Source organism: Hyphomicrobium sp. CS1GBMeth3, from assembly GCF_900117455.1.
Lineage (GTDB): Bacteria > Pseudomonadota > Alphaproteobacteria > Rhizobiales > Hyphomicrobiaceae > Hyphomicrobium_C.
The window spans coordinates 2,266,389-2,292,359 of record NZ_FPHO01000003.1 but is presented as its reverse complement, the minus strand read 5'-3'; the positions used below and the strand labels follow the sequence as shown (position 1 = coordinate 2,292,359).

At 65.7% G+C, this 25,971-nt stretch carries 27 protein-coding genes; 12 read left to right on the top strand and 15 right to left on the bottom strand.

Features of this window, described 5'->3' with window-relative positions:
* Positions 1 to 5: 5 nt before the first annotated feature.
* Complete coding sequence (rpoZ, locus tag CS1GBM3_RS18185; RefSeq protein WP_072397033.1) at positions 6 to 431, bottom strand: DNA-directed RNA polymerase subunit omega; 426 nt, start codon at positions 429 to 431, stop codon at positions 6 to 8.
* Positions 432 to 871: 440 nt separating this feature from the next.
* Between rpoZ and CS1GBM3_RS18180 the strand changes: the two genes are divergently transcribed.
* From CS1GBM3_RS18180 to CS1GBM3_RS18170, 3 genes are all read left to right on the top strand, one after another.
* Positions 872 to 1,486, top strand: coding sequence for a LabA-like NYN domain-containing protein (locus CS1GBM3_RS18180; protein WP_072397031.1), 615 nt, complete (start codon positions 872 to 874; stop codon positions 1,484 to 1,486).
* 81 nt (positions 1,487 to 1,567) lie between these two features.
* Positions 1,568 to 2,251 (top strand): uracil-DNA glycosylase, encoded by a 684-nt coding sequence (locus tag CS1GBM3_RS18175; RefSeq protein ID WP_072397029.1) that lies wholly within the window; start codon positions 1,568 to 1,570, stop codon positions 2,249 to 2,251.
* 127 nt (positions 2,252 to 2,378) lie between these two features.
* The gene (locus CS1GBM3_RS18170; RefSeq protein WP_072397027.1) at positions 2,379 to 2,786 is read left to right on the top strand and encodes a DUF3775 domain-containing protein; all 408 of its coding nucleotides are present in this window, start codon (positions 2,379 to 2,381) and stop codon (positions 2,784 to 2,786) included.
* A 7-nt stretch (positions 2,787 to 2,793) separates the two neighbouring features.
* Here CS1GBM3_RS18170 and CS1GBM3_RS18165 read toward each other — a convergent pair whose 3' ends face one another.
* Genes CS1GBM3_RS18165 through dapA form a run of 3 tightly spaced genes read right to left on the bottom strand, consistent with a single transcriptional unit; the run spans position 2,794 to position 4,780 of the window.
* Positions 2,794 to 3,336: a peroxiredoxin gene (locus CS1GBM3_RS18165; protein ID WP_072397025.1), complete on the bottom strand. Its 543-nt coding sequence runs from the start codon at positions 3,334 to 3,336 to the stop codon at positions 2,794 to 2,796.
* 58 nt (positions 3,337 to 3,394) lie between these two features.
* On the bottom strand, positions 3,395 to 3,874 hold the full coding sequence (gene smpB, locus CS1GBM3_RS18160; protein ID WP_072397023.1) for an SsrA-binding protein SmpB: 480 nt from the start codon (positions 3,872 to 3,874) through the stop codon (positions 3,395 to 3,397).
* Positions 3,875 to 3,889: 15 nt separating this feature from the next.
* The gene (dapA, locus tag CS1GBM3_RS18155) at positions 3,890 to 4,780 is read right to left on the bottom strand and encodes a 4-hydroxy-tetrahydrodipicolinate synthase (protein WP_072397021.1); all 891 of its coding nucleotides are present in this window, start codon (positions 4,778 to 4,780) and stop codon (positions 3,890 to 3,892) included.
* Positions 4,781 to 5,130: 350 nt separating this feature from the next.
* Here dapA and CS1GBM3_RS18150 point away from each other — a divergent pair, with 350 nt between their 5' ends.
* Positions 5,131 to 7,335: a lytic transglycosylase domain-containing protein gene (locus CS1GBM3_RS18150; protein ID WP_244534689.1), complete on the top strand. Its 2,205-nt coding sequence runs from the start codon at positions 5,131 to 5,133 to the stop codon at positions 7,333 to 7,335.
* 57 nt (positions 7,336 to 7,392) lie between these two features.
* Positions 7,393 to 8,313 (top strand): alpha/beta fold hydrolase, encoded by a 921-nt coding sequence (locus CS1GBM3_RS18145; RefSeq protein ID WP_072397019.1) that lies wholly within the window; start codon positions 7,393 to 7,395, stop codon positions 8,311 to 8,313.
* Here the strand turns inward: CS1GBM3_RS18145 and CS1GBM3_RS18140 are convergent.
* The 5 genes from CS1GBM3_RS18140 to CS1GBM3_RS18120 all read right to left on the bottom strand — a co-directional run bounded on the left by CS1GBM3_RS18140 (position 8,304) and on the right by CS1GBM3_RS18120 (position 14,355).
* Positions 8,304 to 10,226: a sodium:solute symporter family transporter gene (locus tag CS1GBM3_RS18140; RefSeq protein WP_072397017.1), complete on the bottom strand. Its 1,923-nt coding sequence runs from the start codon at positions 10,224 to 10,226 to the stop codon at positions 8,304 to 8,306. The two genes, CS1GBM3_RS18145 and CS1GBM3_RS18140, sit on opposite strands and share 10 nt — an antisense overlap.
* The gene (locus CS1GBM3_RS18135) at positions 10,219 to 10,653 is read right to left on the bottom strand and encodes a DUF4212 domain-containing protein (protein ID WP_072397015.1); all 435 of its coding nucleotides are present in this window, start codon (positions 10,651 to 10,653) and stop codon (positions 10,219 to 10,221) included. Before CS1GBM3_RS18135 ends, CS1GBM3_RS18140 begins: the two co-directional genes overlap by 8 nt.
* A 20-nt stretch (positions 10,654 to 10,673) precedes the next feature.
* Positions 10,674 to 11,420 carry a TSUP family transporter gene (locus CS1GBM3_RS18130; RefSeq protein WP_072397013.1) on the bottom strand — a complete coding sequence of 249 codons (747 nt, stop codon included), beginning with the start codon at positions 11,418 to 11,420 and terminating at the stop codon, positions 10,674 to 10,676.
* A 198-nt stretch (positions 11,421 to 11,618) separates the two neighbouring features.
* Entirely contained in the window at positions 11,619 to 13,157 is a 1,539-nt protein-coding gene (locus CS1GBM3_RS18125) for a coiled-coil domain-containing protein (RefSeq protein ID WP_072397011.1), read from the bottom strand.
* A 160-nt stretch (positions 13,158 to 13,317) separates the two neighbouring features.
* On the bottom strand, positions 13,318 to 14,355 hold the full coding sequence (locus CS1GBM3_RS18120) for a DUF1134 domain-containing protein (protein ID WP_083567744.1): 1,038 nt from the start codon (positions 14,353 to 14,355) through the stop codon (positions 13,318 to 13,320).
* Between the two features lie 476 nt (positions 14,356 to 14,831).
* Here CS1GBM3_RS18120 and CS1GBM3_RS18115 point away from each other — a divergent pair, with 476 nt between their 5' ends.
* The 4 genes from CS1GBM3_RS18115 (at position 14,832) to CS1GBM3_RS18100 (ending at position 17,571) form a co-directional block, all read left to right on the top strand.
* Positions 14,832 to 15,476, top strand: a complete 645-nt coding sequence (locus tag CS1GBM3_RS18115) for a histidine phosphotransferase ChpT (protein WP_072397007.1) — start codon at positions 14,832 to 14,834, stop codon at positions 15,474 to 15,476.
* A 186-nt stretch (positions 15,477 to 15,662) separates the two neighbouring features.
* The gene (locus CS1GBM3_RS18110) at positions 15,663 to 16,034 is read left to right on the top strand and encodes a response regulator (RefSeq protein WP_072397656.1); all 372 of its coding nucleotides are present in this window, start codon (positions 15,663 to 15,665) and stop codon (positions 16,032 to 16,034) included.
* A gap of 113 nt (positions 16,035 to 16,147) precedes the next feature.
* Entirely contained in the window at positions 16,148 to 16,771 is a 624-nt protein-coding gene (locus CS1GBM3_RS18105; protein WP_072397005.1) for an ABC transporter ATP-binding protein, read from the top strand.
* Entirely contained in the window at positions 16,768 to 17,571 is an 804-nt protein-coding gene (locus tag CS1GBM3_RS18100) for an ABC transporter permease (RefSeq protein ID WP_072397003.1), read from the top strand. Before CS1GBM3_RS18105 ends, CS1GBM3_RS18100 begins: the two co-directional genes overlap by 4 nt.
* Positions 17,572 to 17,623: 52 nt before the next feature.
* Here CS1GBM3_RS18100 and CS1GBM3_RS18095 read toward each other — a convergent pair whose 3' ends face one another.
* From CS1GBM3_RS18095 to CS1GBM3_RS18075, 5 genes are all read right to left on the bottom strand, one after another.
* Positions 17,624 to 18,505, bottom strand: a complete 882-nt coding sequence (locus CS1GBM3_RS18095; protein ID WP_072397002.1) for a hypothetical protein — start codon at positions 18,503 to 18,505, stop codon at positions 17,624 to 17,626.
* Positions 18,506 to 18,736: 231 nt separating this feature from the next.
* Positions 18,737 to 19,063 (bottom strand): hypothetical protein, encoded by a 327-nt coding sequence (locus CS1GBM3_RS18090; protein ID WP_072397001.1) that lies wholly within the window; start codon positions 19,061 to 19,063, stop codon positions 18,737 to 18,739.
* Positions 19,064 to 19,219: 156 nt separating this feature from the next.
* Entirely contained in the window at positions 19,220 to 19,435 is a 216-nt protein-coding gene (locus CS1GBM3_RS18085; protein ID WP_072397000.1) for a cold-shock protein, read from the bottom strand.
* Positions 19,436 to 19,739: 304 nt separating this feature from the next.
* Entirely contained in the window at positions 19,740 to 20,603 is an 864-nt protein-coding gene (gene rlmJ, locus CS1GBM3_RS18080) for a 23S rRNA (adenine(2030)-N(6))-methyltransferase RlmJ (protein WP_072396999.1), read from the bottom strand.
* Between the two features lie 81 nt (positions 20,604 to 20,684).
* Complete coding sequence (locus tag CS1GBM3_RS18075) at positions 20,685 to 21,251, bottom strand: bactofilin family protein (protein ID WP_072396998.1); 567 nt, start codon at positions 21,249 to 21,251, stop codon at positions 20,685 to 20,687.
* Between the two features lie 189 nt (positions 21,252 to 21,440).
* Here CS1GBM3_RS18075 and CS1GBM3_RS18070 point away from each other — a divergent pair, with 189 nt between their 5' ends.
* From CS1GBM3_RS18070 to CS1GBM3_RS18060, 3 genes are read left to right on the top strand one after another with little or no spacing between them, the layout of a single operon-like run.
* Positions 21,441 to 22,121 (top strand): protein-L-isoaspartate(D-aspartate) O-methyltransferase, encoded by a 681-nt coding sequence (locus CS1GBM3_RS18070; RefSeq protein ID WP_072396997.1) that lies wholly within the window; start codon positions 21,441 to 21,443, stop codon positions 22,119 to 22,121.
* A 37-nt stretch (positions 22,122 to 22,158) separates the two neighbouring features.
* Positions 22,159 to 22,374, top strand: a complete 216-nt coding sequence (locus CS1GBM3_RS18065) for a hypothetical protein (RefSeq protein ID WP_072396996.1) — start codon at positions 22,159 to 22,161, stop codon at positions 22,372 to 22,374.
* A 47-nt stretch (positions 22,375 to 22,421) separates the two neighbouring features.
* On the top strand, positions 22,422 to 23,345 hold the full coding sequence (locus CS1GBM3_RS18060) for a hypothetical protein (protein ID WP_072396995.1): 924 nt from the start codon (positions 22,422 to 22,424) through the stop codon (positions 23,343 to 23,345).
* A gap of 16 nt (positions 23,346 to 23,361) precedes the next feature.
* On the opposite strand, the gene CS1GBM3_RS18055 is transcribed toward CS1GBM3_RS18060, so the two are convergent.
* Positions 23,362 to 25,737 (bottom strand): ATP-dependent helicase, encoded by a 2,376-nt coding sequence (locus CS1GBM3_RS18055; protein ID WP_083567911.1) that lies wholly within the window; start codon positions 25,735 to 25,737, stop codon positions 23,362 to 23,364.
* Positions 25,738 to 25,971 lie beyond the last annotated feature (234 nt).

Genomic DNA, 25,971 nt, shown 5'->3' with positions numbered 1-25,971 from the left:
CCGGGTCAGCGCCCCCGCTCGCGCGGTCCGCCGCCGCCGTTGGACGACGGCTCGGAGGGCGTCATGCTCTCCAGACCGCGCAACAGCTGCTCCTCGGTGAGCACATCGACCTGCGTGTCGGACGCCTGATCGTCGCGGCCGAGGATGGGCGCGCGGCGCTCCTGCGGGAGAACCGGCGCAGCGGCCGCTTCGGGCTCGTCGACTTCGACGTTCTTCTGGATCGAGTGGATCAATGACTCGCGCATGTCCTCCGGCGGAATCGTGCGCTCGGCGATCTCGCGGAGCGAGATGACCGGGTTCTTATCATTGTCAGGGTCGACGGTGATCGCGCTTCCGTTGGCGATCGAGCGGGCCCGGTGCGCGGCGAGCAGAACGAGCTCAAAGCGGTTCGGGACCTTGTCGACGCAATCCTCGACTGTGACGCGTGCCATTCGCTAGCACCCCTCTCTCGTCTCGCAGATAATGCGGAGTAAAACCTATTGCTGCCGCAGCCCACCTGGGCGCGGCATGCCGCTCAAGGGGCTTAAGTGGCATGAAACCGACGTTTCGGCAAGTCATCCGCAGGAAATCGTGAGACTTTGCTCACCAATTGGCAAGCAATGCAATTAATCGCTTGAAAAGTCCGGAAAATGCCCCATTTTTAACCCCGGGCAGCATGAAGCGGGTCGTGGTGCTCAAGACGTCATGCGGTTCACGGTGCTGGATGAGGCAATTTTTCACCCTCGCTGGATTTCATTTCGAATAAGATCGCGCGTCGTCTTGATCTGGGGCGCTATAGATTTCGTTAGAAAGAGCGAGCACCCCTTAGGCCATATTTTCCGGACGGGGCTTGTTCAGGTGTTCGCACCGCTGACTCAAGGAACATAAAAAAATGCACTTTTATCAAGGCGAACGCGTCGCGCTGTTCATTGACGGCGCCAACCTCTATGCCACATCGAAGGCTCTTGGATTCGACGTGGATTACAAGCGGTTACTGGCTCTGTTCCGCCAAAAAGCCCATCTCGTCCGGGCTCTTTACTATACCGCGCTGTCGGAGGATCAGGAGTATTCTTCGATACGCCCGCTGATCGACTGGCTCGATTACAACGGTTTCACAATGGTCACGAAACCGACAAAAGAATTCACCGATGCCTCGGGCCGGCGCAAGGTCAAGGGCAACATGGACATCGAGCTCGCCGTCGACGCGATGCGGCTGGCCGACACCCTGGACCATATCGTCCTGTTCTCGGGCGACGGAGATTTCCGCGGGCTCGTGGCGGCGCTCCAGCAGAAGGGGCGCCGGGTCAGCGTGGTTTCGACGCTGCAGACGCAGCCGGCCATGGTGGCAGACGAGTTGCGCCGTCAGGCGGACCAGTTCGTCGATCTCGCCGATCTCGAGCAGTTGATTGGCCGTGACGCGTCGGCCCGCAGTGGCGGGCGCTCGTCCGGACGCGGCGGCCATCGCGACTACCACGACGCTGACGACGTGTCGCAAGAAGAAGTCTAGCGCCCAGAAATCAACAGGCGGCAAGCGGGTGCTCCCCGATTGCCGCTTGCCGCCCCGCCGTTCGCGCGGTTACCTGCCGCCATGGCCAACGCGCCCTCCCCTACACTCACCTCCTTCCCGCCCGAAGCACCGCGCGACTGTCCGCTGTGCCCGCGGCTGGTCGCCTTCCGTGCCAATGCGGCGCGGGCGCAACCGTCGTGGCACAACGGAGCCGTGCCCTCGTTCGGTACCAGCGATGCCCGTCTGCTGATCGTCGGGCTGGCGCCGGGGTTGCGCGGGGCGAACAGGACCGGGCGTCCGTTTACGGGCGACTACGCGGGCGAGCTTCTCTATTCGACGCTGATCAAGTTCGGCTTCGCCGAGGGAACCTACCGGGCGGACCCCGCCGATGGGCTCACGCTCGTCGACTCCATGATCACCAACGCGGTACGTTGCGTGCCGCCGGAGAACAAGCCTCTGCCTGCCGAGATCACGACCTGCCGCGGCTACTTCTCGGCGCGGCTTGCCGCGCTTCCGCGGCTCAAGGCCCTCGTCGTGTTGGGGCGCGTCGCGCATGACCAGACGATGACGACGTTGGGTCTTAGAAAGTCTCAGTTCCCCTTCGCGCACGGTGCACGCCATGACGCCGGCGGCCTCACCCTGTTCGACAGCCTCCACTGCTCGCGGCTCAACACCAACACCGGACGCCTCACGACCGAGATGTTCCACGCCGTGTTCCGCGATGTTCGCCGGTTCCTGGACGAGCTGCCGGCCGCGGGGAATTGAACAGGATCAAAGACGAAATCGCGCGCCTGGCCTCTTCAAGGTTTTCGGCTCGCCGCCTATCATCCGCTTGGCAGCAAGTCTGGCGCCCCGACGGGCGACCTCTCTCAAGCCTCGTTGGAGGACGTCAATGGCACTCGAAATCGCGCCGGAGAAAGTGGCGCACGTCATCATCAAGGCGCGCGAGTTCGACGCCAAGGTCGGCGCCTGGAACTCCTCGCCCTCGGAGGGCGATGCGGACGAGGATCCGAGCTCCATCCTCGAGGACTTCTCAAACGATCCGACGGCTGCGGAGATCGCAGGCTTCATTGATGCGCTCAACGACGACGAGCAGGTGAACCTCGTGGCGCTGGCGTGGGTCGGGCGCGGCACCTTCGAGCCGGAGGAGTTCGACGAGGCGGTGGACACCGCGCGCAGCGAGCAGATCACCTCGACGGCGATCTATCTGCTGGGGTTGCCGCTGCTGGCCGACTACCTCGAGGAGGGGCTCGAGAAGCTCGGCTACTCGCCGGGCGACATTGAGGAGGACGTGCTCTAGAGCAGGCTCAGGAACTCAACTCCCGGAGTAGATCGCGGGCGTGTGTGTGTGGCGGGTGCACGGGGTAGATCGCGCGCTCGATGCGGCCGTCGCTAAGCACCAGCGTCAGACGTCTCAGATAAACCACGCCGCCGGTCTCGAAGGTCGGCAGGTTGAGCGCTCTGCGCAACGCACCTTCGGCGTCCGACAGCAGTGGAAACGGGAGGCGCATGCGCTCGGCGAACTCCTGCTGGTCCTCTGTCGCCTGTCCGCTGATGCCGAGCACGCCAATGCCCTGCTCGCGAAAGTTCTCGCGATGATCGCGGAAGCCTTCGGCTTCGGGCGTCGAGCCGTGGGCGCCGCCGATGTCGTCCCACCGCGGGGGATTGGGCAGGCCGGGCTTGCCGGTCCACGGGTAGATAAAAACGATCCAACGACCAGGGAGACGCGCGAGCGATACGGTGCTGCAGTCGGTGGCGGGGAGCAGGATGTCCGGTGTTGCGAGTCCCGCTACGAGATGACGTGCACCGCCATCGTCTTCCGGTGCCGGCCAGGGCCACGCATGCGTCATCGCGCGTGCGCCTTGGAGCAAGCAACGTCGCGCAGGTCGCGCCGCGCCGCCATCGCTCTCAGCCCTTCTCGCGCATGATGCGCGCCTTCTGCCGGTTCCAGTCGCGCTTGGCGGCGGTCTCGCGCTTGTCGTGCAGCTTCTTGCCCTCGGCGAGGGCGAGCTTCAGCTTGGCGCGTCCGCGGGCGTTGAAATAGAGTTCGAGCGGCACGATCGTCATGCCCTTGCGGGAGACGGCGTTGAATAGCTTGGCGAGCTCGCTCTTGTGCAGAAGCAAGCGGCGCTTGCGGCGCGGCTCGTGCTGGAAGAAGCGGCCGGCCTGCTGGTATTCCGGAATGTAGGCGTTGATCAGGCAGAAGCTGCCGTCGTCCTCGAAGGACGCGAAGCTCTCGGCAATGTTGGCCTGGCCCGCGCGCAAACTCTTCACCTCGGTACCCTTGAGCTCGATGCCGGCCTCGTAGGAATCCGTGATGAAGTACTCGTGGCGCGCCTTCCGGTTCTCGGCAACGAGCCGGCGGCCGTCGTCCTTATTGGCCGACATGGCTCTATCAGCTTTCTATTCGGCGGCAGCGGCCTGCAGCAGGCCTACTTTGGCGAGCGCCGCGTCGACGACCTTCTTCGCCGCATCCGTCAGCGGCACCATCGGAAGGCGCATCTCGGGCGAGCAAAGGCCGAGGCGCGAGGCGGCATACTTCACGGGGCCGGGATTGGTCTCGACGAAGAGCGCGTCGAACAGCGGCAGCAGACGATCCTGCTGGGTGAGCGCGCCTGCAAAATCACCCTTCATCAGCGTGTTCTGGAATTCCGCGCAGAGCCGCGGCGCCACGTTGGACGCGACCGAGATGCAGCCATGGCCGCCGTGCGCGGCAAAACCCAGGGCTGTCGCGTCCTCGCCCGAGAGCTGGACGAACTCCCGCCCGAGAGCGTGGCGCTGCTGCGATACACGGGCGATGTTCGCCGTCGCGTCCTTGACGCCGACAACGTTTTTCAGCTCGAAGATGCGCGCCATGGTGGCGACGGACATGTCGACGTTGGTGCGGCTCGGAATGTTGTAGATAACTATGGGAACGCCGACCTTGTCGTTGATGGCCTTGAAGTGGTGATAGAGGCCTTCCTGGCTCGGCTTGTTGTAATACGGATTGACGATCAGGAGGCCGTCGGCGCCCGAGCGCTCGGCGTGCTGTGACAGCTCGATCGCCTCATCGGTGGAGTTCGAGCCGGTGCCGGCAATGACCGGCACGCGCCCGCGCGCAACCTCGATCGTGACGTCGATCACGCGCTTATGCTCGTCAAAATTCAAAGTCGGACTTTCGCCGGTGGTGCCTGTCGGAACCAGCCCATGCGTGCCCTCGGAGATCTGCCACTCGACAAGCTGGCGCAGCGCCTCCTCGTCGAGAAGACCGTTCTTGAACGGCGTGATCAGCGCCGTGATGGAGCCCTTGAACATATGCCCTCAAACATTCCTTGTGCGGTCACAAAGGACCGCGCTCCGCGCATTATTCGATCGCTAACCGACCGGTGCGGGATATTCCTTAGCGGGCCGTGGGTAGCTTGACGCGTTCGCGCGAGTTTGTACCCTCAGGCTATTCGCCCGTCCCGATCTTGGCCTCCGATGCGACCGGGACGGTGGACATTATGCGGTCGAGGAGCGGGCCGCAAGCGGCCCGCGTGTTTGGGGTTGCGTAGCCTTTAATTCTACAAAAAAGGCAAATCTACAAAAAGAATGGGCCGTAACGGGGCGGCAACTGTTATCGCATTTTGAAACGGGCGTTTTCGGGCGCCGCGATGAGGATGAGCGTGACGGGACAAACCTCGACAATCATGACCGCAGCCCGCTGGTTGCGCATACGCCGATCGGGCAGCACTGCGCTGCTGGCAGCGGCTGCTTGCGCGCTCGCGGCGGCGTGGCCGGCCGCTGCCGCACAGACCGAGCTTCCCAAGCCTGCCAACCCGTCCCAGGCCGAACGCGAGCACACGGCGCGGCTCGATAAGGCGATCGCGCCCCTCTCGAATTATGCGTTGAGCGCGGGCGATGCCCAGAACCTACGGGAGGCGCTGCGCGCGCTTTCAGGCGCCAAGGTGGACGTGGCGCAAGCAGATGCTATCAAACGGCAGATTGAAGACCCGGTGGCGCGCAAGCTGGTGGACTGGTTCCGCCTGCGCAAGGGTTTCGGCGACGCCCGTGAATACCGCGCTTTCCTCGACGCCAATCCGGCGTGGGGCGACCGTACGACGCTGACGCAGAAGCTCGAGGAGGTGCTGTTCACGCAGGGCGGCAGCTCCGGCGAGATCAAGTCGTACTTCTCGGGGCGCGAACCGCAAAACGGCGTCGGGCTCGCGGCGCTGGCGTCGGCGCATCTCGCCGAGGGCAACAAGGACCAGGCGCGCCGCCTCGCGGCACGGGCCTGGCGGGAGACGATCCTGCCGGCATCACTCGAGCCAGGCTTCCTGGCGCGCTTCGGATCGCTGCTGACGCTGGCCGATCACAAGTGGCGGATCGATATGCTGCTGCTCGACGACGTCCGCTGGAAAGCTGCGAAGAGCCAGCGTGCGGCCATCGTGCGCCGTGTCATCGCGCTGCTTCCGGCGACCGAACAGAAGAAGGCCAAGGCCCGGCTATCCGTGTTTCTGGAAGAGAAATCCGGGCTCAAGGCCATCGAGGCGCTGCCGGCGGAGCGCACGCCCGACTGGGGCCTCACGTTCCACCGCATCCAAGCGCTGCGGCGCGCCGGCAAGAATGACGAGGCTGCGAGCCTCCTGCTCTCGGCGCCGACCGAGGAGGCGCTCATCGTTTCGCCCGATGCCTGGTGGATCGAACGGCGCGCGAACGCCTACGCGGCACTCAGGCTCAACAATCCGAAGCTCGCCTATGCGCTCGTGCGCGAGGCAGGCCCGCTCAGCGAGAACCCTCTCAAAGACCAGTCTTTCATGGCTGGATGGCTAGCGCTGCGCTACCTCAAGGATACGAAAGCCGCCGAGCGGCACCTCCGCGTCATGAACAAGGCCGCGGACGGACCTTTAAGCCGCGCCAAGGCCCGTTACTGGCTCGGGCGCACGGCGGAAGCGCGCGGCGACAAGCCGGCTGCCCAAGAGTTCTACCGGCAGGCGCTCTCCGACCCGGACACGTTCCACGCGCTGCTCGCGCGCCAAAAGCTCGAGCCGGGCCGGCTCGCCATCTCCACCTCACCGCCGAAGGCGCCGAGCGCGGCGCAGATCCGCCGCTTCCTTGACCACGATGCGGCAAAAGCGGTGGTGATCGCCAAGAATGCCGGGCTCGATGCCAGCGTCATGCGCACATTCCTCGTGCAGCTTCGCATGTTCCATATCGAGGACGAAGCTGAGCTTGCCATGGTTGCGCATCTGGCCGAGGCGGTCGGCGATACGCAATCGGCGGTGCGCGTCGCCAAGTTCGGCATCGCACGCGGGCACAACCTCTATTACTATGCCTACCCGGTGCACCCCTTCCCGGCCTACAAGCCACTGCGCAAGCCGCCGGAGACGGCGTTCCTGCTCGGGCTGGCGCGCCAGGAGACGGAATTCAACACGCTCATCGTCTCAGGGGCAGGCGCCAAAGGCCTGCTGCAGGTGATGACTGTGACCGCCAAGCACGTCTGCCGCGATTACAAGATCAAATGCGACATCGACAGGCTGACCTCGGACCCGTCCTATAATACGATGCTGGCATCGGCTTATGTGGGCGACCGGATGCAGGAGTTTCAGGGCTCCTATATTCTGACACTCGCGGGATACAATGCTGGCCCGGGGCGCGCGAGACAGTGGATTCGCGAGTTCGGAGATCCGCGCAATCCGAAGGTCGATCCCGTCGATTGGATCGAGCGAATCCCGATCCAGGAGACACGCGAGTACGTCGGGAAGGTGCTCGCCAATATACAGATCTACCGGGCGCGGCTTGGCGAGGAGCAGGCAGCGCTCAGGTTGGAAGAAGATCTCAATAGAGCGCGCGTGGCGGCGCGCCAGCCCGGAGGAAGATCAGACGGATAATCGCTTCCCGCGATGGACTGGGCGGTCCTGAGCGGGGGCAAACAGCGGGGTGTTTGTATGACGCGTATGTATCAGGCGTACCGGGACATCTATTTCACGGCCCGTGACGGGCTCAGGCTCTATGGCCGGCATTATCCGGCGGCATTCCACGACGGCACCGAGCGACGGGCCCTTCTGTGCCTCGCCGGGCTCACGCGCAACAGCCGCGATTTTCACATCATCGCCGAAGCCCTGTCGCAACATCCGCAAGCGCCGCGCGACGTCTATACGTTCGACTCCCGGGGGCGGGGGCTCTCGCAGAACGATCCCGATTGGCAGAACTATACAGTGCAGCTTGAGACGGTCGACGCGCTCGACTTCATGACCGTCACCGACACGGCGGGGGCGGCGATCCTCGGCACCTCGCGCGGCGGCCTCATCGCCATGGTGATGGCCGCGATGCAGCCGCGCAACCTGGGGCCGGTGATTCTCAACGATATCGGGCCCGTCATCGAGCAGGCGGGGCTCGGGCGCATCTCGGCTTACGTCGGGCGCATTCCGCTGCCGGCCTCCTGGAAGGAAGCCGGCGCGCTGGTCGCCGACATGGGGCGGCGCTCGTTTCCCGCGATCTCGGCCAGCGAATGGGAAGAGGTGGCGCGGCAGTGGTTCAACGAGCACAAGGGGCGCCCGGCTCCGGGATACGATCCCGCGCTGTCGAACATGCTCTCGGTGCTCGACGGGCCGATCCCGAAGCTGTGGCCGCAATTCGAGGCGCTGAAGCGCGTACCCGTGCTCGTGCTGCGCGGCGAGACCTCCGACATTCTCTCTTCGGAGACGGTCGAGGAGATGCGGCGGCGGCATCCGGCACTGTCGTCGTATGTGGTCAAGGGACAGGGCCACGCGCCGCTTCTGCGCGACGCGGAGAGCATCGACACCGTGGCGCGCTTTCTAGCGGCGGCGGAAGTCGCGGAATGGCAACCGCGGTTGGCTTACGGCTGATCGCTCCGGCGGCGCGTCACGAGGCTCACGAGCACGAGCGCCGCAAAGCCTGCGGGCACGCCAAACACGGCGCCGGATGCGCTGTCGATGCCAAACCAGTTGGCGAGGCCGCCGCTTGACGGCGTGCCGCGCGCCAGCGTCTCCAGGGCTGCTTCGGCAGAGGCCCTCGCCTCCTCGCTCTCGGCGTCGCGGGCTTCCGTCGTGAGCGTCTCGAACTCCTCGATGGCGAACTCGCCGGCGTTCGAGAGCGGCGCCCATGTGCGGTAGAACGCGGCCGGAAAAACTTCGATGCCGAAGTCGTAGTAAAGCGTGACGCCGCCCCCCAAGAGAATTGCGGCTATGGCACCGGCTGCCGTAGCGCGCTTCCAGGCTAGGCCGAGCGCGAGCACGGGGAAGAGGCCTGCTGCGCCCAGCGACAGCGCAGATACCGTGATGCTGACCAACTCGTCCGGTCTCAGCGCCGCGAAGCCGGCCGCGGCGAGCGGGATGATCAGCGTGAGCGCGTAGGCGCGCAGCGGCCGCCCCTCGGACACGGGCTCACGTGTTCGGCCGGAAAGCGCGACCGCAATCAAGCTTCGTGCGAGTGCCGCCGCAATCACGAGCGCGGGCAGCAGGAAACCCAACAGGATCCATGCTGGGGCGCCAGACAACGCGGGAAGCGCGATCAGCAAGCCCAACGGCTCGAGCACGAGTGCGGCCTGCGTCAGGGTTGCGGTGTTGTTGCCGGCGGCGGCCGCCGCCGCGGGAAGAACCTGGCCGACGTAAGCCTGCCAGAGGTCGGCGGACGATGCGCCCGCGCCCAGTGCGCGCGCCGCCTCGATGATGGCACTGCGGACCTGCTCGTCGAGCGCGAGCCAGCGCTGCTCCATTGCGAGCGCATGCGCGGCGAGGCTGTCGGCGATGGCGGCCGGATCGATCTGGCCGGCGCTTACGGCCTTGGCCACGTGATCGAGCATCGCAATCGACGTGCCGTGGATGTGCGCGAGCCCTGCACCGAGGGGTGCCTCGAGCCACACCGGAAGCGTCGCGAGCGGCGTGTTCGCGGCCATAGCGCCATAGATCTCGAGCTTGGCGTAGGCCGCGAGCGCCGGGACGGTAACCAGGACAAGCATCACGAAGAGCGCGCTCCACGCGCCGGCGAGGCGGACAGTAGCGGCGCGCCGTCCGTTCGAGGCGAGCGCAGAGGCGAGTTGCGGCAGCACGGCTACGCCCAGCGCCAGCGAGACGACCAGCGCAAAGGTGTCGAGCCGCGAGAGCCGCAGGAATGGCGTCACGTGTACGGCAAAGGTTTCGAACTCGACGAGGCCGTTCTCGATGAGCTCTTGCTCGAGGCGGTCGACGGCGCTCAGGGCATCGCCATAGGCGAGGTGCGGGAGTACAAGCCCGTGGCTCTTCGATGCCAGCAGCACCAGCGGCAGGAGCAGGCCCGCGAGAAACATTACAAACGCGACGGCTGCGAGCCAGGCGAAGGCTCGGTTGCTTAGAAGAACGCTGGCTGCGATGCTGAGCACCGCAGCGACGACAATCGCGGGGAGATAGGGCAGGCCCAAGCTTGCTTCCGCGACTATGCCGATGGTTGCGAGCTCGGCTGTCAGAAGCGGCAGCGCGACGAGAACGAGCACGATGCCGCCCGCAACGGCGGCTGCCTTCCCGAAACTCGTGAGTAATGCCTCGGGAATCGACGCCGCCCCCACGCGCGCGATGTGCGGCGCAATCAGCAGCCCGGCCAGGACAATGCCGGCGAGCGGGCCGAGCCCATAGGCCAAGTGATCGAACCCGGCGGTGAAAACGAGGCCGGGCAACGCCGCCAGGATCGCAACGGGCAGCGCGCGTCCCGCCGCCGAGAGGCCGACAAGCGCCGTCGCAGCGGGGCGCGTTGCCACTGCCTTCGTGCCCAGAGTGGCGTCACTCATGGCCGCCCTCCGCAGCCTCGATGCGGTTCTGGCGCGCAGCCCAGGCGAATGCGACGACGACGAGCCCGATCAGGGCTCCCTGCGCCGCCAGGTAGTAGCCGAGCGGCAGGCCTTGCAGGCGCATGAGGTTGGCGGGCTCGGCGGCGAGCGGCAGGCCGATCGCGAGCGCCGCGATCAGCAACAGCGCGACCGTGGTCAAGCGCACCGTGCGGACGGAAAGGCGGCGTTCCGGGTGACGGGCGATCGCGCGCCGCGCGATGCCGGCTGCGATCAGCAACAGGCCGATCGCGAGCAGGAACGCCGTGCCGCCGTAGCCCAGAAGGGGAAGAACATCGATGCCTGAAGCGCCCGGGATCAGCGCGCCGACGCCCGACACGACGGCCAAGACGCCGAAGATCAGCAGCACTCCAAGTGCGATTTCGATCATGTCCCCTCCAGAGGATCGGATTATCCCCGCAGCAACAGGCTCGCCGCAATTGCCATCGAGACAATGACAACGAGAGGGCGGATCAGCCGCGCGCCGCGCGCCATGGCCATGCGGGCGCCAGCGCGCGAGCCTACGATCTGCCCCGCGGCCATGGCCAAGCCAACGGTGTAGTCCACGTGTCCGGCTGCCGCAAAGACGGCAAGCGGCACGGCATTCGACGTCAGGTTCAGGAGCTTGGTGGCGGCCACGCTCTTCAGGAGATCGGTCCCGGCCAAGGCAACGAACGCCATCAGGTACATGGAGCCCGCGCCGGGGCCCAGAAAGCCGTCGTAGGCGCCGATCGGTGCCGCGGCGGCGAACGCGAACGGCAGCGGCGCCAGCCGGGCGCGGCGGCTCTCCTGGCCGAGGCGCGGCGCGAAGGCGAAATAGGTGGCAATCAGTATGAGCGCGGCTGGGATGACGCGCTCCAGGAGCTCGGCGTCGAGCCACTGGACGCAGAGGCTGCCGGCCAGGGCCCCCGCGGCCGTTGCCGTCACGGCGAAGCGCAAGCTCGCGATATCGAGATGACCGGCGCGCCAGAAGGTCAGGGCCGAGGCGGCCACGCCAAACGTGCCCTGCAGCTTGTTGGTGGCAACGGCCGTGACCGGTGGCAAACCGGCGAGCAGAAGCGCTGGCAACGTTATGAGGCCACCACCGCCCGCGATGGCGTCGACGAAGCCGGCACAGACAGCGACCGCGATCAGAAGACCGACGATCTCGAACTCCACCGTGCTGGTGCTCCTCGCTCCGCAACGCGCCGACACAAAGACCGGGCACAATGAAGTTCGGGGTGGGCCTCACGGCGCCACCCCGAAACTCCTTCTCCCTAGACTTGGGCCCTTATTCTGTTCGCCGGCGCGGAAGGCCCCCCTCACCCAGCGGGTGCGACAATGAGTGCCGTTCACCCCGATGTCAAGAACCTGTGATCAGGCAACGGGCTTTTCCGTTCGGGTAATTCTTTCGATGAGGCTGCCCCGGCGCTCGGGCTTCTTGGTTAGCGCCTCTTCAGGGGCCGCCGGAGGCGTGGTAGCGGACGCCGCGGCGCCGTTGCTCTCGCCTTCCGAGGAGGACACCGCGCTCGCCCCGTCGAGCGCGCGCAGGAAACCGCTAACGCGCGAGGAATCTCCGCCCTCACGGCGGGGCGCGGACACCTCCGCTGGCGGGGCAAGACGCGAGGGACGCGGGGCACTGATGCGTTCGACCAGCGGCGGGCGCGCAGGACGTCCGCTCGTGGTTTCGCGGTCGCCGCGGGCGCCCGAGGTCGGGACGGTGCCGGCACCCATGCGGCGCATCTCATCCATGAAGTGCGCGGCCTGACGCGCCAATTTCTCGTTTGCGGCGGCGATCTCGGCACGCAGGCGCTGGATGGTGCTCGTCTGCTCGTCCGCTTGGGCCTGCAGGGCGCTGACGCGTGCGCGCAAGGCGACCTTGCTGTCCTTCACCGCCTTGTCGTCTGCGTCCTCCGCCTCGTATGTCGTAAGCGCGGCCTTGAGGCGGGCAATCTCCGCCGCCCGATCCTCGTTGGTCGTCTTCAAGGCGCGAATCTCTGTTTCGAGTGCCGCCTGGCCGGCATGCCCTGCCTCCGCCATGCCGCGCGCCGAGCGCAGCGCGGCCTCAGCCTCGAGCAGGTCCTTACGCAGGCGGTTAATCTCCGCCGCGAGGTCGACATTCGACGTCGCGGACCTGCTGGCTTCGTCGGCCGCGCCTGACTTGGCGGACGGACGAGCCTCCTTCTCGGTAGTTCCTGCGATCTGCTCCGGGCGAGCGCCTGCGCTCGACAGCACGCCCTGGAGGCGCGCTATGACGGCCGACTGATCGCGCGTCTTGGTGCGCAGCGCCTCGATCTCGGCGCGCAGTGCCACCTCGCCGTCGAAGCGGGGATCGGAAAGCTGATCGCGGTTGCGGGCGGCGCGCGTAGCCAGCGTTGCCTTGAGGCGATGAATCTCGTCGCGCTGCTGGGCGTTGATCTGCGTCGCCTCCTCCAGCGCCTGCGACTGGCGCTTCGAAGCCTGCGTCAGATCTCCGAGCTCGCGGTCGCGGTGAATCAGGAGGCTCTTCGTCTCGTTGAGGCGGTACTCGACTTTGGGCATGCGCTCGGCGATCGTCTGCTCGAGCACGCGGCGGGCGTTCTCGTGCTCCTCGAGCTCGGAGCGTAGGCGCTCGACGTCACCTTCGAGCTCGCTGATGGCGGCGTCGCGTCGATTGAGCTCGACGCGCTGACGGGCGGCGGAATAGGCCGCCTTCTCGAGCTTTTGCTCGAGCTTGTGAATGGTCAGCGCATAAGTGGCGCGCAAGCGGTCCTTGTCGGCCGCGATCTCCGACGAGGACAGCGGCATGGTCGCGCGCAGCTGATCGGTCGCGATACGCGCCGAGCGGCGGCCGTACAATGGCGCGAGCAAAAAGCCAATGAGTCCCGCCGCGAAGAATCCGAGCGCGACCAGCATCGCCGACTGGATGGTGATCACCGGCGCATCCCCCGGGTCACTCCTTTCATACCGCCACAGGCCCCTTCCATCCGCCACTCCGCAAGACATGCAGACACGCGAACAAACCCGACGGGGCGACTTAATCTGGCCCCGGTGTCAGGCGCAAGTGTGTCGCCCGGGAAAGGGGACCGTCGCCCCCTTATAAAGGATTCCAGGTGGGTGCGCGGGTATACTTCAGATAACCGAGGTTCGCGCCGAGGCGCACGCCGACGCCCGAGCGAATGACGGCCAGTGTGACATTGCCGTACGTCTGAAATTGCACGCTGAGGCCGCCGACGAAATAGGCCGAGCCCTGCACACCGCCAAATCTGTTATAGATTTCCGATGGATCGGAGAGATTGTAGACGAGCACCATAGTCTTCGACCCCTCGGCGCCGGCGTCGTAGCCGACGGATGGGCCTTGCCAGAAGACCTTGTGGTCGCCCGCGTCCTTCGTGAAAAGGCGCCCTTCGCCGTAGCGCAGACCTAAGAGGAACGCGCCACCCGCATCCTCTCCCAGGATGTAGCCGTTGGGCCGCCCCTGGCTCTGAAACGCATACTCGACCGCCTTGCCCAGCCCCTGGCTGATGGCGCCGAAGAAGCCGTGGCCGGCCGAAATGATCTCGTTCTGGCTGTAGTACTTGTCATCATCCTGCGCGGGCGGAGGCGCGTCGCGGTACGCCTCCTGGCCGGGCGGCGCATACGGGTCGCCATAGCCGCCCCGTCCGCCATCGTCGGCCGGACGGCCGGGATCGCTGTAGGCGTCGTCATAACTGCGAGGCGGCGGCGAATAGGCATCGTTTCCGCCGCCGGAGTAGCCGTCGTTGCCCGATGAGCGTGGCGAATAGCTGTCGTTGTTGTCGTAGCCGCCGCTACCGCCACCCGAATACGCATCGCTGCCGCGATAGCCGCCACGGCTCGGGGCGTACGATTCGCTGCCGCCGGAATAGGCGCTGCGATTTTGATCATACGAGCCGCCGCGATTCGCGGAGGATGTATCGCCTCCCGAATATCCGTAAGAGCCACCCTGCTGCGCATAACCGCCCTGGCTGCCAGAGTCGGACGAGCCGCTGCGGTAGCTATCGGGGCTCCAGAGATTGTCTTGAGCGAGGGCGGGAGCAAAGACGGAATTGGCGAGCAGCACCAACGCTGCCCCGGCAGCTGCGGACCAACGGCGCAGACGAACAGGCGTAGTCATGGGTTTGCGAAATCCCTGGTGGCGCGTGGCGCAGAGCACGCCGAACCGCGCGCAAAAATGAACCGAACCCCGTGTGATCCTTCGCGCAAAGTATTACTAAAGTATGGCTGCGGGACGGCGCGCGCGGGTCTTGGAGCGCGCGAAATTGCGCAAGCGATGGAGACGACTCACAAAATCGCCGCGCGACGTGTGCGAAATTTTTTCCTCGTGCCCCTTGCAGGGGCAGGCTCGCGATTCGATCCGGCCACGCGTTGCCATCGAGACTCATTCCCGCCTCAAAATTCCACCCTCCCACGCCACATGTGCTCGGCACGCTTGCAGAAGCCGGGACGGCGTGTATCCAGAGGTTGAGGGTCCTGCGGCGGACGCGTTCGCACTCGGTCCGATATGTTGCCTGCGTACGGTAAGCCTTGGTGCGCGCCTCCTGCGCTGCGGGAAGCGGTTGCCCTTGAGGGCGCTGGCAAGAGGACACAGACATGAGCGAGTCAAAGCGCGCGCATCCGACCGATCTCGAGCTTGCGGCTTTGATCTCCAGCAAGATCTGCCATGACGTGATCGGCCCCGTGGGCGCCATCTACAATGGTCTTGAGATCCTCAACGAGGACGACGACGCGGAAGCCCAGTCGTACGCGCTCTCCGTCATTCGCAACGTCACCGAGCAGGCTTCGGCGCGCCTGCAGTTCGCGCGCTTCGCGTTCGGCGCCGCAGGATCGGCTGGGGCGCAGATCGACCTGGGCACTGCCGAGCAGATCTCGCGTGGCTTCATCGGCCAGGGCAAGCACAAGCTCGTCTGGATTGGCTTCCCCGGCTACATGGTCAAGGACAAGGTGAAGCTCTTGCTCAACCTGATCGCGGTGGCGGTCACGGCGCTGCCGCGCGGCGGCGAGATCGAGGTGCGCCTCGAGGGCACGGCGGAAGCGCCGAGCTTTGCGCTCCGCTGCAAGGGAACGGGCGCGCGGGCGCCTCAGCATCTCGGCGAGTTCATTGCCGGTGACGGCGCGCCGCCTCTCGATGCGCTCACCATCCAGGCCTACTACACGTGGCGGCTCGCGCAGGCTTCGGGCATGAGCCTTTCCATCATCAAGGATGGCGCCGACGTTGTGCTCTCGGCGGCCGGTTAACGCCGGCAGCACGCGGATCTTCTCCTTCTCCGAATCACAATCGCACTTATTTTTGCGCTAGCTCACGGGGTTAGCAGGCATGCGGTTGTTTGTTCGATGGCGGCCGTTTCAACCCGCCGTTAACTCGTTTGCATCAAGGTCGATCTGATGCTTCCCGCGCTCGGCCAGCCGGAGTTCCCAGGCCCCATGAAACGCTTCCTCGTCGCAGACCAGTCGGAGATCATCCGCAAAGTCGTGCGCCATTATATGGAGCAGCTTTCCTTCGAGGTCGTCGAGGCCGACTGTGCAGACGAGGCGCTGGAGCTCTGCCGAAACAACAACATCGACGCGCTCTTTCTCGATTGGCGCCTGCCAGGCAAGACGCCGGTCGAGTTTCTGACGGCGCTGCGCTTCTCCGGTGAGAACACGCGCCGTCCCCTCATCATCTACGCCACGACCGAGAACGACCCCGCCGACATCTCGCGCGCGTTCTCGGCGGGTGCCGATACCTACATGATGAAGCCGTTCGACCGCACAGCGTTCATGGAAACGCTGAGCAACGCCGGGCTTGCCGCCTGATTCCAGTCTGAATTTTTCTGTCGTCCCACGGGGGCTGCGCCGGCATCCTGCTGGCTTTGCTCCCTTGCGCTTGGTAAGCGTCGCTATCCTCGCCGTGATGATAGAGACCTTTCTTGCTGCGCGTCGAACATCTCAGAATCGGATCGCTGCCGCCGCTGTCGTTCGCCGTCGCAGAGGGCGAGTGCCTCGCCATCGAAGGCCCGTCCGGCTCGGGCAAGAGCCGCATCCTGCGCGCCATCGCCGATCTTGATCCCGTCGAAGGCCAAGTGTTCCTCGACGGCACAGAGCGGCGCGAAACGGGACCGCAAGCGTGGCGCCGGGCCGTTCGCTTTGCAGCCGCAGAGCCCGGCTGGTGGACGGACACGCCGCGCGGCACGCTGCCCTCGACCGCTTCCCTGCAACCGCGAATCACCCGGCTGCTCGCCGCCGTCGGCCTCGACGAGGGCCTTCTTGACCGTCAGGTCAGCCTGCTTTCGACGGGCGAGCGGCAGCGGATCGCGCTCGTGCGTGCGCTGCTCGACGAGCCGAAGGTGCTCCTGCTCGATGAACCGACGGCGGCGCTCGACAAGGCGGCCACAGCGCTGGTCGAGGAATTGATCCGCTTTCAGCTTCTCGCCGGGCGCAGCGTGCTCATCGCCAGCCACGATGCGGCGCTCATCGAGCGCCTTGCCCACGCGCGCTTGCAGCTCGCACCGACCAACACCGTGGCCATGCCTTCCAGGACTGCGCAGCCATGACCTACGTGCCCCTCGAGCTCACCGACCTTGCACTCGCGGCGGTGCTGCTGATCGCGAACGGCGTGGTGTCGTTCTGGTTCCGGCTCGGCCTCGAGCGCTCGCTCGCGATCTCGGCCTTGCGCATGGTGTTGCAGCTCAGCGTGGTGGCTTTGGCGCTGCGTTTCATCTTCGCGCTCAACTCGCCGCTTTGGACGGCGTTGTTCGCCGTCTTCATGGCGGTGGCTGCGGGCTACGAGGTCGTGTCGCGGCAGGAGCGACGCATGGGCGGCTGGATCGCGACTGCGCTCGGCGCCGGCGCGCCGTTCTTCGCGGGGCTGCTCGCGACGCTGTTCGCCACCGCGCTCGTGATCGGGCCGGATCCCTGGTACGCGCCGCGCTACGTACTGCCGATTTTCGGCATGATGCTCGGCAACGCTCTGTCGGGCACCAGCCTCGTGTTGGATTCCATGACGTCGGCCTCGGTGCGCGAGCGGGCGGCGATCGAGGCGAGGCTCGCGCTCGGCGCGGGGCGCTATGAGGCGTTCGACGGCGTGCTGAGGCGCGCGCTGACGACGGGCCTGATGCCGATCGTGACGGCCATGGCGACAACCGGCGTCGTGGCGCTGCCTGGCATGATGACGGGCCAGATCCTGGCCGGCATCGATCCCGTCTCGGCGGCCAAGTATCAGGTGATGATCATGTTCCTGATCGCGGGTGCCACAGGCGCGGCCGTGGTGGCGGCGGGCCTCGGCTCGGTGCTGCTTCTCACGGACGAGCGCTACCGGCTGCGCGTCGACCGGCTCAGCCCGAAGCAGACATAAAAATGGCCGGGGGCTTTCCCGGCCATTCTCCTTACGGCGTAAGGCTTTTCCGTTATGGCGTCGGGGCGACCGGGGTCACGGGAACCGACGGCGAAGACGACTCGGGCGTGGTCACGGCCGGAGCGTCGGGCAGAGCTGCATCAGGCGTGGACGGAGCTGCAGGCGCAGGCTGCTGCGCCATGGCGGCTGCGGCACGCTCGGCGGCCTGGGCTGCACGCTCGGCGGCCTGAGCCGCGCGCTCGGCCGCCGCGGCAGCAGATTCGGCGGCGGCTGCAGCAGCCTTGCTCGACTCGCTGTCCGCGCCAGCCGTAGGCTCAATCGCTACGGGCGAGGCTGCGGCTGCGGCACCGGCCGCGGTCGGCGGCACCGGAATGGCACCCGTCTCGACGGTCGGCTCTTCTTCCGGCTTCGAGTCGGCAGCGGTCTTCGGCTCCTCGGGCTTGGTCTCGGACGATGCCGTATCCGAACTCGGTGCGGATGCCGCAGGCTCGTCTGCCTTCTGCTCCGCGCTCGCCTCTTCCTTGGCCTCGGCTGCGGGGCGATCGGCCTTGTCGTCCGAAGACTTCGCCGCCGCTTCCTTCTTCAGAGCCGGCTGCTTCGATTTCGACTTTGCCTGCTGTGAGCTCTTCTCGAGCTCCGATCCCCAGCACACTGTTGCCGTGGCCGTGCACGTGTGCTCGTCGAACAGGATCAAGTTCAGGAACAGCTCACAGCTGACATCCTTCTTGCCGACCGAGAATTTCTCGATGCCCTGCTCCGCCGCCCAAGTGGCGATGTGCTTGTCGAGCAGGTTTTTGGCGTCGCGCGTTGGACCTTCCTTACCATAGTCATTAACGGTGAAGCCCATGCGCTTGCAGGCCGCGAGAGCCGGGTGAGCGAAGGTGAGCGCACTGGTCAGCGCAGCGGCTAGTGCGATCCTCGAGATGAAACCCATAAAGCTTCTCCGTAACGGCCGAAGTGATCAGGTCTTTCTGCTTGCTATAGCCGCGTCAGGCCAGGATGCCTAGACGGCACGACTGGATATACGCAGGTTTACCAATCACGTGACACTGCACCCTTCAGGATGATCCCCCAGGCGGGCCGAGAACTAAATTGTCACTTTAAAGACTACACCGCGCTCTCGGAGAGGGCGCGGTGTTAAATTGCCCCGCGTGACGCGGATCGATCAGGTCTTGCAGATCGTGGCAGAACCGCGGCAGGTCCATCCCCAGGAGCCGCCCTGCTTGCAGCTATAGGTGCGCTTGCCGAACGTATAGCCCGGAAGCTTGGCAGGCGCGCCGACCTTGTTGCTCGAGCCCATCCAAGCCGCCCAGGCGCCCCAATCGACAGCCTGCAGAAGCGCCTCGTCGACCTGCAACTTGGCGCCATCCTGGCTGCCTGCGGAGCCGATTGCGCCTTTCTTGACGCAGGACGAGGCCTCGGCCGATGCGGTCATGGCGGCAAGGCCGGCGACGGCCACGAGCGCCGACGTTAAACGCGCAGCTTTGAGCATTGCTCTCTTCTCCCTGGAAATACATGAGCAGTTCGTGCGCACGGCAGAACCGAGGGGACTCTGCCCCACTTACCGCACGCTGCCCATCCGTCTTTCACAGAGAAAACACCCGAAAAGAGCGATTTTCGGGTGCTCGTTGCGTTCGAACAACTGGGCTCAATTGGCCTGCTGGAGATTGACCGCCTTGGGGCCCTTGCCGCGTTTATCGGGCTCGGTGTCGAACGAGATGCGCGTGCCTTCCGCGAGAGCGCCTAATCCCGAACGCTCGATGGCGGTCACGTGGACGAAGACATCCTTGCCCCCGTCATCCGGCGTGATGAAGCCGTAGCCCTTCTGATCGTTATAAAACTTGACCGTTCCACTCTGGCGCATCTCTGCTCTCCACGTGCCCGCGTTCCTTCAGGGAACCGGCCGGAGAGCGGGCGACGCTCCAGCCGGCGGGCCGCCATCACCTGCGACGCGTGAGAGAGATTCCGGCTTTGGAGACGACAACGCTCAGCACGGGTCTTCCCAGTCACCTCGGCGCATCCGATTGACGGTCACGCCGGCTTCGTCTGGTCGCGCGCCTTAGCGGAAACAGGGTCGTGTTTCCTAATGCACGGCCGGGGAAAGTATTCCGAAAAGAGACCTCTCACGCAACCCTGGATGCGCTGTATGCATAGCAAAGAATAAGGCTTCACGAGGTTGTTACGCGCTCCCCCGCGAGCCAGGAGAGCCGGCTTCCGGCACCCCTTCCGTGTCCGAGGCTGACGGCGAGATATGGCAACAAGGCGGCGAGTTGTGCTTCGAGGGTAAACGGCGGATTGAGGATGAGGAGACCGCTGCCCGCGAGCCCGCCGGCGCTCAGCGGGGCGCGAACCAGCAGCTCGGCCGAAAGCAGCTTCGGGATGCCGAGCCCGGCCGCATCGCGCGCGAACGCACGCACGGCGTGCTCGTCCTTGATCGGATACCAGATGATGACGGTGCCGGTGGCAAAGCGGCGATGGGCCGCCGCGAGGCCTTCGACGAGGCGGCTGAACTCCCCCGGCTCCTCGAACGGCGGATCGATCAGAACGAGCCCGCGCCGCTCCTTCGGCGGTAGGAGAGACTTGAGGGCTGTCCAGCCGTCGAGGGCGAGCACCTTGACGGCGCGATCCTTGGCGAAGAGCGCTGCGAGGCGTGCGCCGTCCTCCGGGTGGGCTTCATTGACGACGAGGCGATCGGCGGGCCGCATGAGGCGGCGCGCAATGAGCGGGCTTCCCGGATAGCGCTTGAGCGGACCTGGCCCGTTCTCGGCGCGCACGACCCCCAGATACGGCGCCAGAATTGCCGCGATATCCGGCGGCGGGCTGTCGGCGAGGATACGGCCGATGCCGTCCTGCCATTCGCCGGTCTTCTGCGCCTCATCGCTCCCGAGATCGTAATGACCGATGCCGGCGTGCGTATCGATGATGCGGAACGGCGCCTCCTTGCGCTTCAGATGCGCAATGATGAGCGCGAGCACGGCGTGCTTCAGAACGTCCGCGAAATTTCCGGCATGATAGATGTGGCGATAGTTCATGGGCGTGCCTGAAAAGGTTCGGGGGACGGTGTTCCCGTCCCCCGAACCTTCGTAGCACATTCAGCGGTGCTGGAACGGCCGTCAGCCGCCCATGTTCTGCGTGTAGCTCGGGACGGCCGGCGGGCCGGACGGGCGGGCCGGCTGGGGCTGGGCCGACGCATAGCCGTGGGCATCGGGGCGCTCAAGCTGGGGCGCGATCTCCGACGGATCGCGAACGCGGCGCGAGCGGCCGTCGAAGGCGGCGCCCTGCTCGATCGAAAGCAAGTGGCTATGGATGTCGCCCTCGACCTCGGCACCGGCATGCAGCACGACGTGGGCGCCCATGATGGCGCCGTTTACGCGGCCGTAGACGTCCACGGTCTCGGCTGCGATGGCGCCCTGGATGATTGCCTCCTTGCCGACCTCGAGCTCACGGCTGTGCAGATCCGCCTGGATGTTGCCCAGCACCTTCAAGGAGCCCTTGCAGCGGATCGTGATAGTTTGGCCTTCGATCGACAGGTCGTTGCCGATAACAGATTGTGTTGGGGTGCTGGCCGATGCGATCGTGTGCAGATGCTGCTTCTCGACGCCATTGCCGCGGTCCATGCGGCGCAACTGCGGGGCTGGCGCCTCCGCGGGGACCGGCTCGGGCTTGCGACTGAAAACCATTGCTGACTACTCCCTGACGCTACTCGTGATCCGCACACGCCATTCTTGCGGCTTGAGTTCGTCGAAACGATGTCATGGGTGCGCGCTAGCGCATGCGACGGGCCGCGATGGGATTGTGCCTGCCTCTCGCGGACTTGGCCGTCGCATCTTCGCGCGATACGCTTCGGAGCCTTAGGCGTTGGTGTCTTCATGAGCGCGATCGACGAGGTGATGGCCGCCCAACGCGAGGCCATGGTGCGCGAGGTGGAAGAAAGCGCCCGCGAGCATATCGGAAGGCGGCCGCTTTCGCCGCGCGCGCTCGCCGCGCTCCGCGCTGTTCCGCGGCATCTCTTCGTTCCGCCGCAACACCTCGGCAACGCCTACCGCAACCGGCCACTGCCGATCGGCTACCGCCAGACGATCTCGCAGCCCCTGATCGTCGCTCTGATGACCGATCTTCTCGGTCTCGGCCCCGATGACCGCGTGCTCGAGATCGGCACCGGCTCCGGCTACCAGACGGCCGTGCTGGCCCGCCTGGCGGAGGCCGTCTACACGATCGAGATCTGCGCGCCGCTGGCCGAGCGGGCTGCCCGTACTTTCGTCGAACTCGGCCTTTCCAACGTACACACGCGCGTCGGCGACGGGTATCTCGGATGGCCGGAGGCGGCGCCCTTCGACGCAATCCTGGTTGCGGCTGCGCCGCCCGAGATCCCGCGTTCGCTCCTCGAACAGCTGAAGCCGGGCGGGCGGCTCGTCATTCCGGTCGGAAGTGGTTCGCAACAACTCATTGTTGTCGAAATGCGGAGCGACCAATCGACCGTCTTGAGAGAGATCATACCGGTATGCTTTGTTCCGATGACGCGGCAGAATGATCGTCCGGACGAGAGTTGAAGCTTGGCGCGCTGACGGTCTGACGTAGGAGGGGTTTATGGAGGATCTCGACCGGTTCGAGCCGGGCACGCATACATTCAGCGGAATCGTGCGCGTCTGGACAACCAACACTGCCGAGGTCGTGACGGACAGCGGGCTCGTGGTGTTTCTCGATACGCGCGGACAGCCGCCCCTGCCGGCCGGGACGCGTATCGCCATCGAGACGCGGAAGTATCGTCCCTGCCATTTCGTGACCAAGGTCGCGCTGAAGTAGCCGGACTACCCGGCCCTACGCTTCACACGACGGGAAACGTGTCCCTCATGCTCGACCGGCTGAAATTCATCCTTGGGTTTGCGCGCACCTATCGCAACGCGCGCAAGGACGGCGCCAGCCCAGAGAATGCCAAGCTGGCGGCTGCCTCGCGCATGATCGATGCGCGGCTTGGGCTTTCGGGCAAAGAGCGCGACGGAGCGGTTTTGCCGTCCGAAGTTATCGCGCTGTGGACTGATCCGGCTCTGGCCTTCGCGAATGCGGACGCTGGCGATACTTGGTTCGGGTTCGGGCCGTTCGAGATCACGCCGCAGCATATTGAGCTTCTGAGAAAGATGCGGTTGTCCTGGGACGGGGCCGAGCGTGGCGCGCCAATGCTCGATCCTGAGCGCCCCTATGGCCGGGCCGACCTCATCGCGCAACTCGCCGAGGCGTTCGAAACGGATGACGCGCAGGCGCTCGCGCGTCGGCATGTGGAGATGTTCTACGTTCTGGGGCGGGCGTTGAAGCACGGCTCGCTGCGGCCCGGCCGCTATCCTTTGCGCAACATCAGGGGCGACGACGTGCGCCAGGCGATGCGCGGATATGGCGCCGATGCGGGCCTCATTGATGCCGATGTCGGGCTCGATGCCGATGGCTTCGCCACCCTCACCGACGAGCATCTCAAGCTTCTGCGCGAGATCCAGATCGTCTGGCCATCGCAATGGGAGGCCGAGGAACGGCTGGACGATGGCACCTATCCCGCCGCGGCTGCCGATCCCAAACGCCCGTACGGCGATTTCACATACATCGAGGTCGATATGGCGCGCATCCTTGGATGCCTGCCGCCTCCGCCTGAAGGAGATGAACCCGCCGTGTTCGAGCCGGAGCCGGAATTGGCCGCGCACCTGCAAAGGTTGCATTGGCAAACGCTCAGCGCCATGCAGGCATTCGTCGAGAACGCCGAGCTCGCGCCCGGCGTGTACGACCTCTAACTGCGTGTCCTCGCGATCAGATGCGGGAGACGAAGCTGTCGACGACGCGCTTCTTGCCGGTGTGGTCGAACTCAATGGTCAGCTTGTTGCCGTCCACCTCCGTCACGGTGCCAGGCCCGAACTTCTGATGGCGCACGCGCGTGCCGACGCCGTAGCCTGCGCCCGTGGCCGATGACGAGGCAATCAGCTCGCCCTCTATGGTGATCGGGGGGCGCATCGGCTTCATGCCGGCTTGGCGGCGACGATCCGCGTCGCGCGACCACTCCTTCTCGTGGGCTCTTGCGCGCTGCCAGCCCGGCGTGTCGTAGCTCGATCCAAAGCGCGGCTCGGCGTCGTCAAAGCGACTTTTGCCGTAGGGGTTGCGGCCGAAACCGCCGCTCTCGAACGGATTGCCGAAGTTCTGGTAGGCGCCGCCGAACGGGCTCTTGGTTTCGATCACCTCGACGTCGGCATCGGGCAGGTCGTCGACGAAGCGGGAGGGGATGGCGGACTGATAGAGACCGCGCGTGCGGCGGTTCTGCGCGAACGAGACCTTGGCGCGGCGGCGGGCGCGCGTGATGCCGACATAGGCGAGGCGGCGTTCCTCCTCGAGGCCAGCTTCGCCGCTCTCGTCGAGCGAGCGCTGGTGCGGGAACAGCCCTTCCTCCCAGCCCGGCAGGAACACGGTGTCGAACTCAAGGCCCTTGGCGGCGTGCAGCGTCATCAGGCTGACACGGTCGCCGTCGTCGCCCTGCTCCGCATCCATGACGAGGCTCACGTGCTCGAGGAAACTTTCGAGCGTTTCGAACTCGTGCATGAAGCGCACGAGCTCCTTCAGGTTCTCGAGCCGCGACTGAGCCTGCGGACTCTTGTCGGCCTGCCAGTGCGCCGTGTAGCCCGACTCGTCGAGGATCAACTCGGCGATCTCGGTGTGTTTCATGGTGTCGACCAGGCTGCGCCAGCGCTCGAAGGCGTCGATGAGATCGCGCAGCGATTTCCGCGCCTTGCCGGGAAGGTCCTCAGTCTCAACGATTTCGCGAGCGGCGCGGAACAGCGGCACGCCGCGGGCGCGCGCCAGCGTATGGATGCGCTCGACGCTGGTGTCGCCCAAGCCGCGCTTCGGCACGTTGACGATGCGCTCGAACTTGAGATCGTTGGCCGGATTGTGCGTCACCTCGAGATAGGCGAGCGCGTCCTTGATTTCTGCCCGCTCGTAAAAGCGCGGGCCGCCGATCACGCGGTAGGGCAGCCCGGTGGTGACGAAGCGGTCTTCGAAGGCGCGCATCTGGAAGGAGGCGCGGACCAGGATGGCGATGCCGTTCAGGCGGTGGCCGTCCTTGCGCAGCTCCTCGATATCGCGGGTGATGGCGCGGGCTTCCTCCTCGTCATCCCAGACGCCCATGACGGTGACCTTGTCGCCCATCTCACCGTCGGTGAACAGCGTCTTGCCGAGGCGGCCCTTGTTGGCGGCGATGAGGCCGGAGGCGGCCGAGAGGATATGGCCCGTGGAACGGTAGTTGCGCTCGAGGCGGATGATGCGCGCACCCGGAAAGTCCAGCTCGAAGCGCAGGATGTTGTCCACCTCCGCGCCGCGCCAGCCGTAGATCGACTGGTCGTCGTCGCCGACGCAACAGACGTTTGGCGAGCCCTGCGAGATGAGCCGCAGCCAGAGATACTGCGCCACGTTGGTGTCCTGGTACTCGTCGACCAGGATGTAGCGGAAACGCCGGTGATAGTCGGCGAGCACGTCCGGGTGCTCGAGGAAGAGCCGCAGCGTCTCGAGCAGGAGATCGCCGAAGTCGGCGGCGTTCAGCTCCTTCAAGCGCTTCTGGTAGGCGGCGTAGAGATGCGCCCCCTTGCCATTGGCGAAGGCGAAGCTCTCGCCCGACGGCACCTTCTCGGGCGTCAGGCCGCGGTTCTTCCAGCTGTCGATGAGCCCCGCGAGCTGGCGCGCCGGCCAGCGGTCCTTGTCCAGGCCCTCGACCTCGATGACCTGCTTCAGGAGCCGGAGCTGGTCGTCGGTGTCGAGGATCGTGAAGCCGGATTTGAGCCCCACCAGCTCGGCGTGGCGGCGCAGGATCTTGACGCAGATGGAGTGGAACGTGCCGAGCCACGGCATCGCTTCGACGGCGCCTCCGACGAGGCCGCCAATGCGCTCTTTCATCTCACGCGCCGCCTTGTTGGTGAAGGTGACGGCGAGGATCTGGCTGCCGTAGGCGCGGCCCGTGGCCAGGATGTGGGCGATACGCGTGGTCAGGACGCGGGTCTTACCGGTGCCGGCGCCCGCCAGCACGAGCACAGGGCCGTCGAGCGCCTCGACGGCTTCACGCTGCTCGGGGTTGAGGCCCATGAGATAGGGCGGCATCGACGCCGCGCGGGCGCGCTCCGACAGCGACGGCTTGCGGGCAGCCATGGCCGTCGTCTCGCGCTGCTCGTTAGGGGCCGGCGGCAGGTCGAACGGCGGAAGATCTCCGTCGGCGTCATCGGACCGGTGGCTCGCGCCAGTTTCGAGCGCGCGCCGGGCGGCATTCTTTTCGTCGTGCGGCATGGGCTCGCCCTATATCACGTGCTCTTCAGTGGAACCGATTCAGGTTTCGGGTGAAACGATCATGGTCTTGTTAGTGGACCAATGATTCACGTTTCGGGC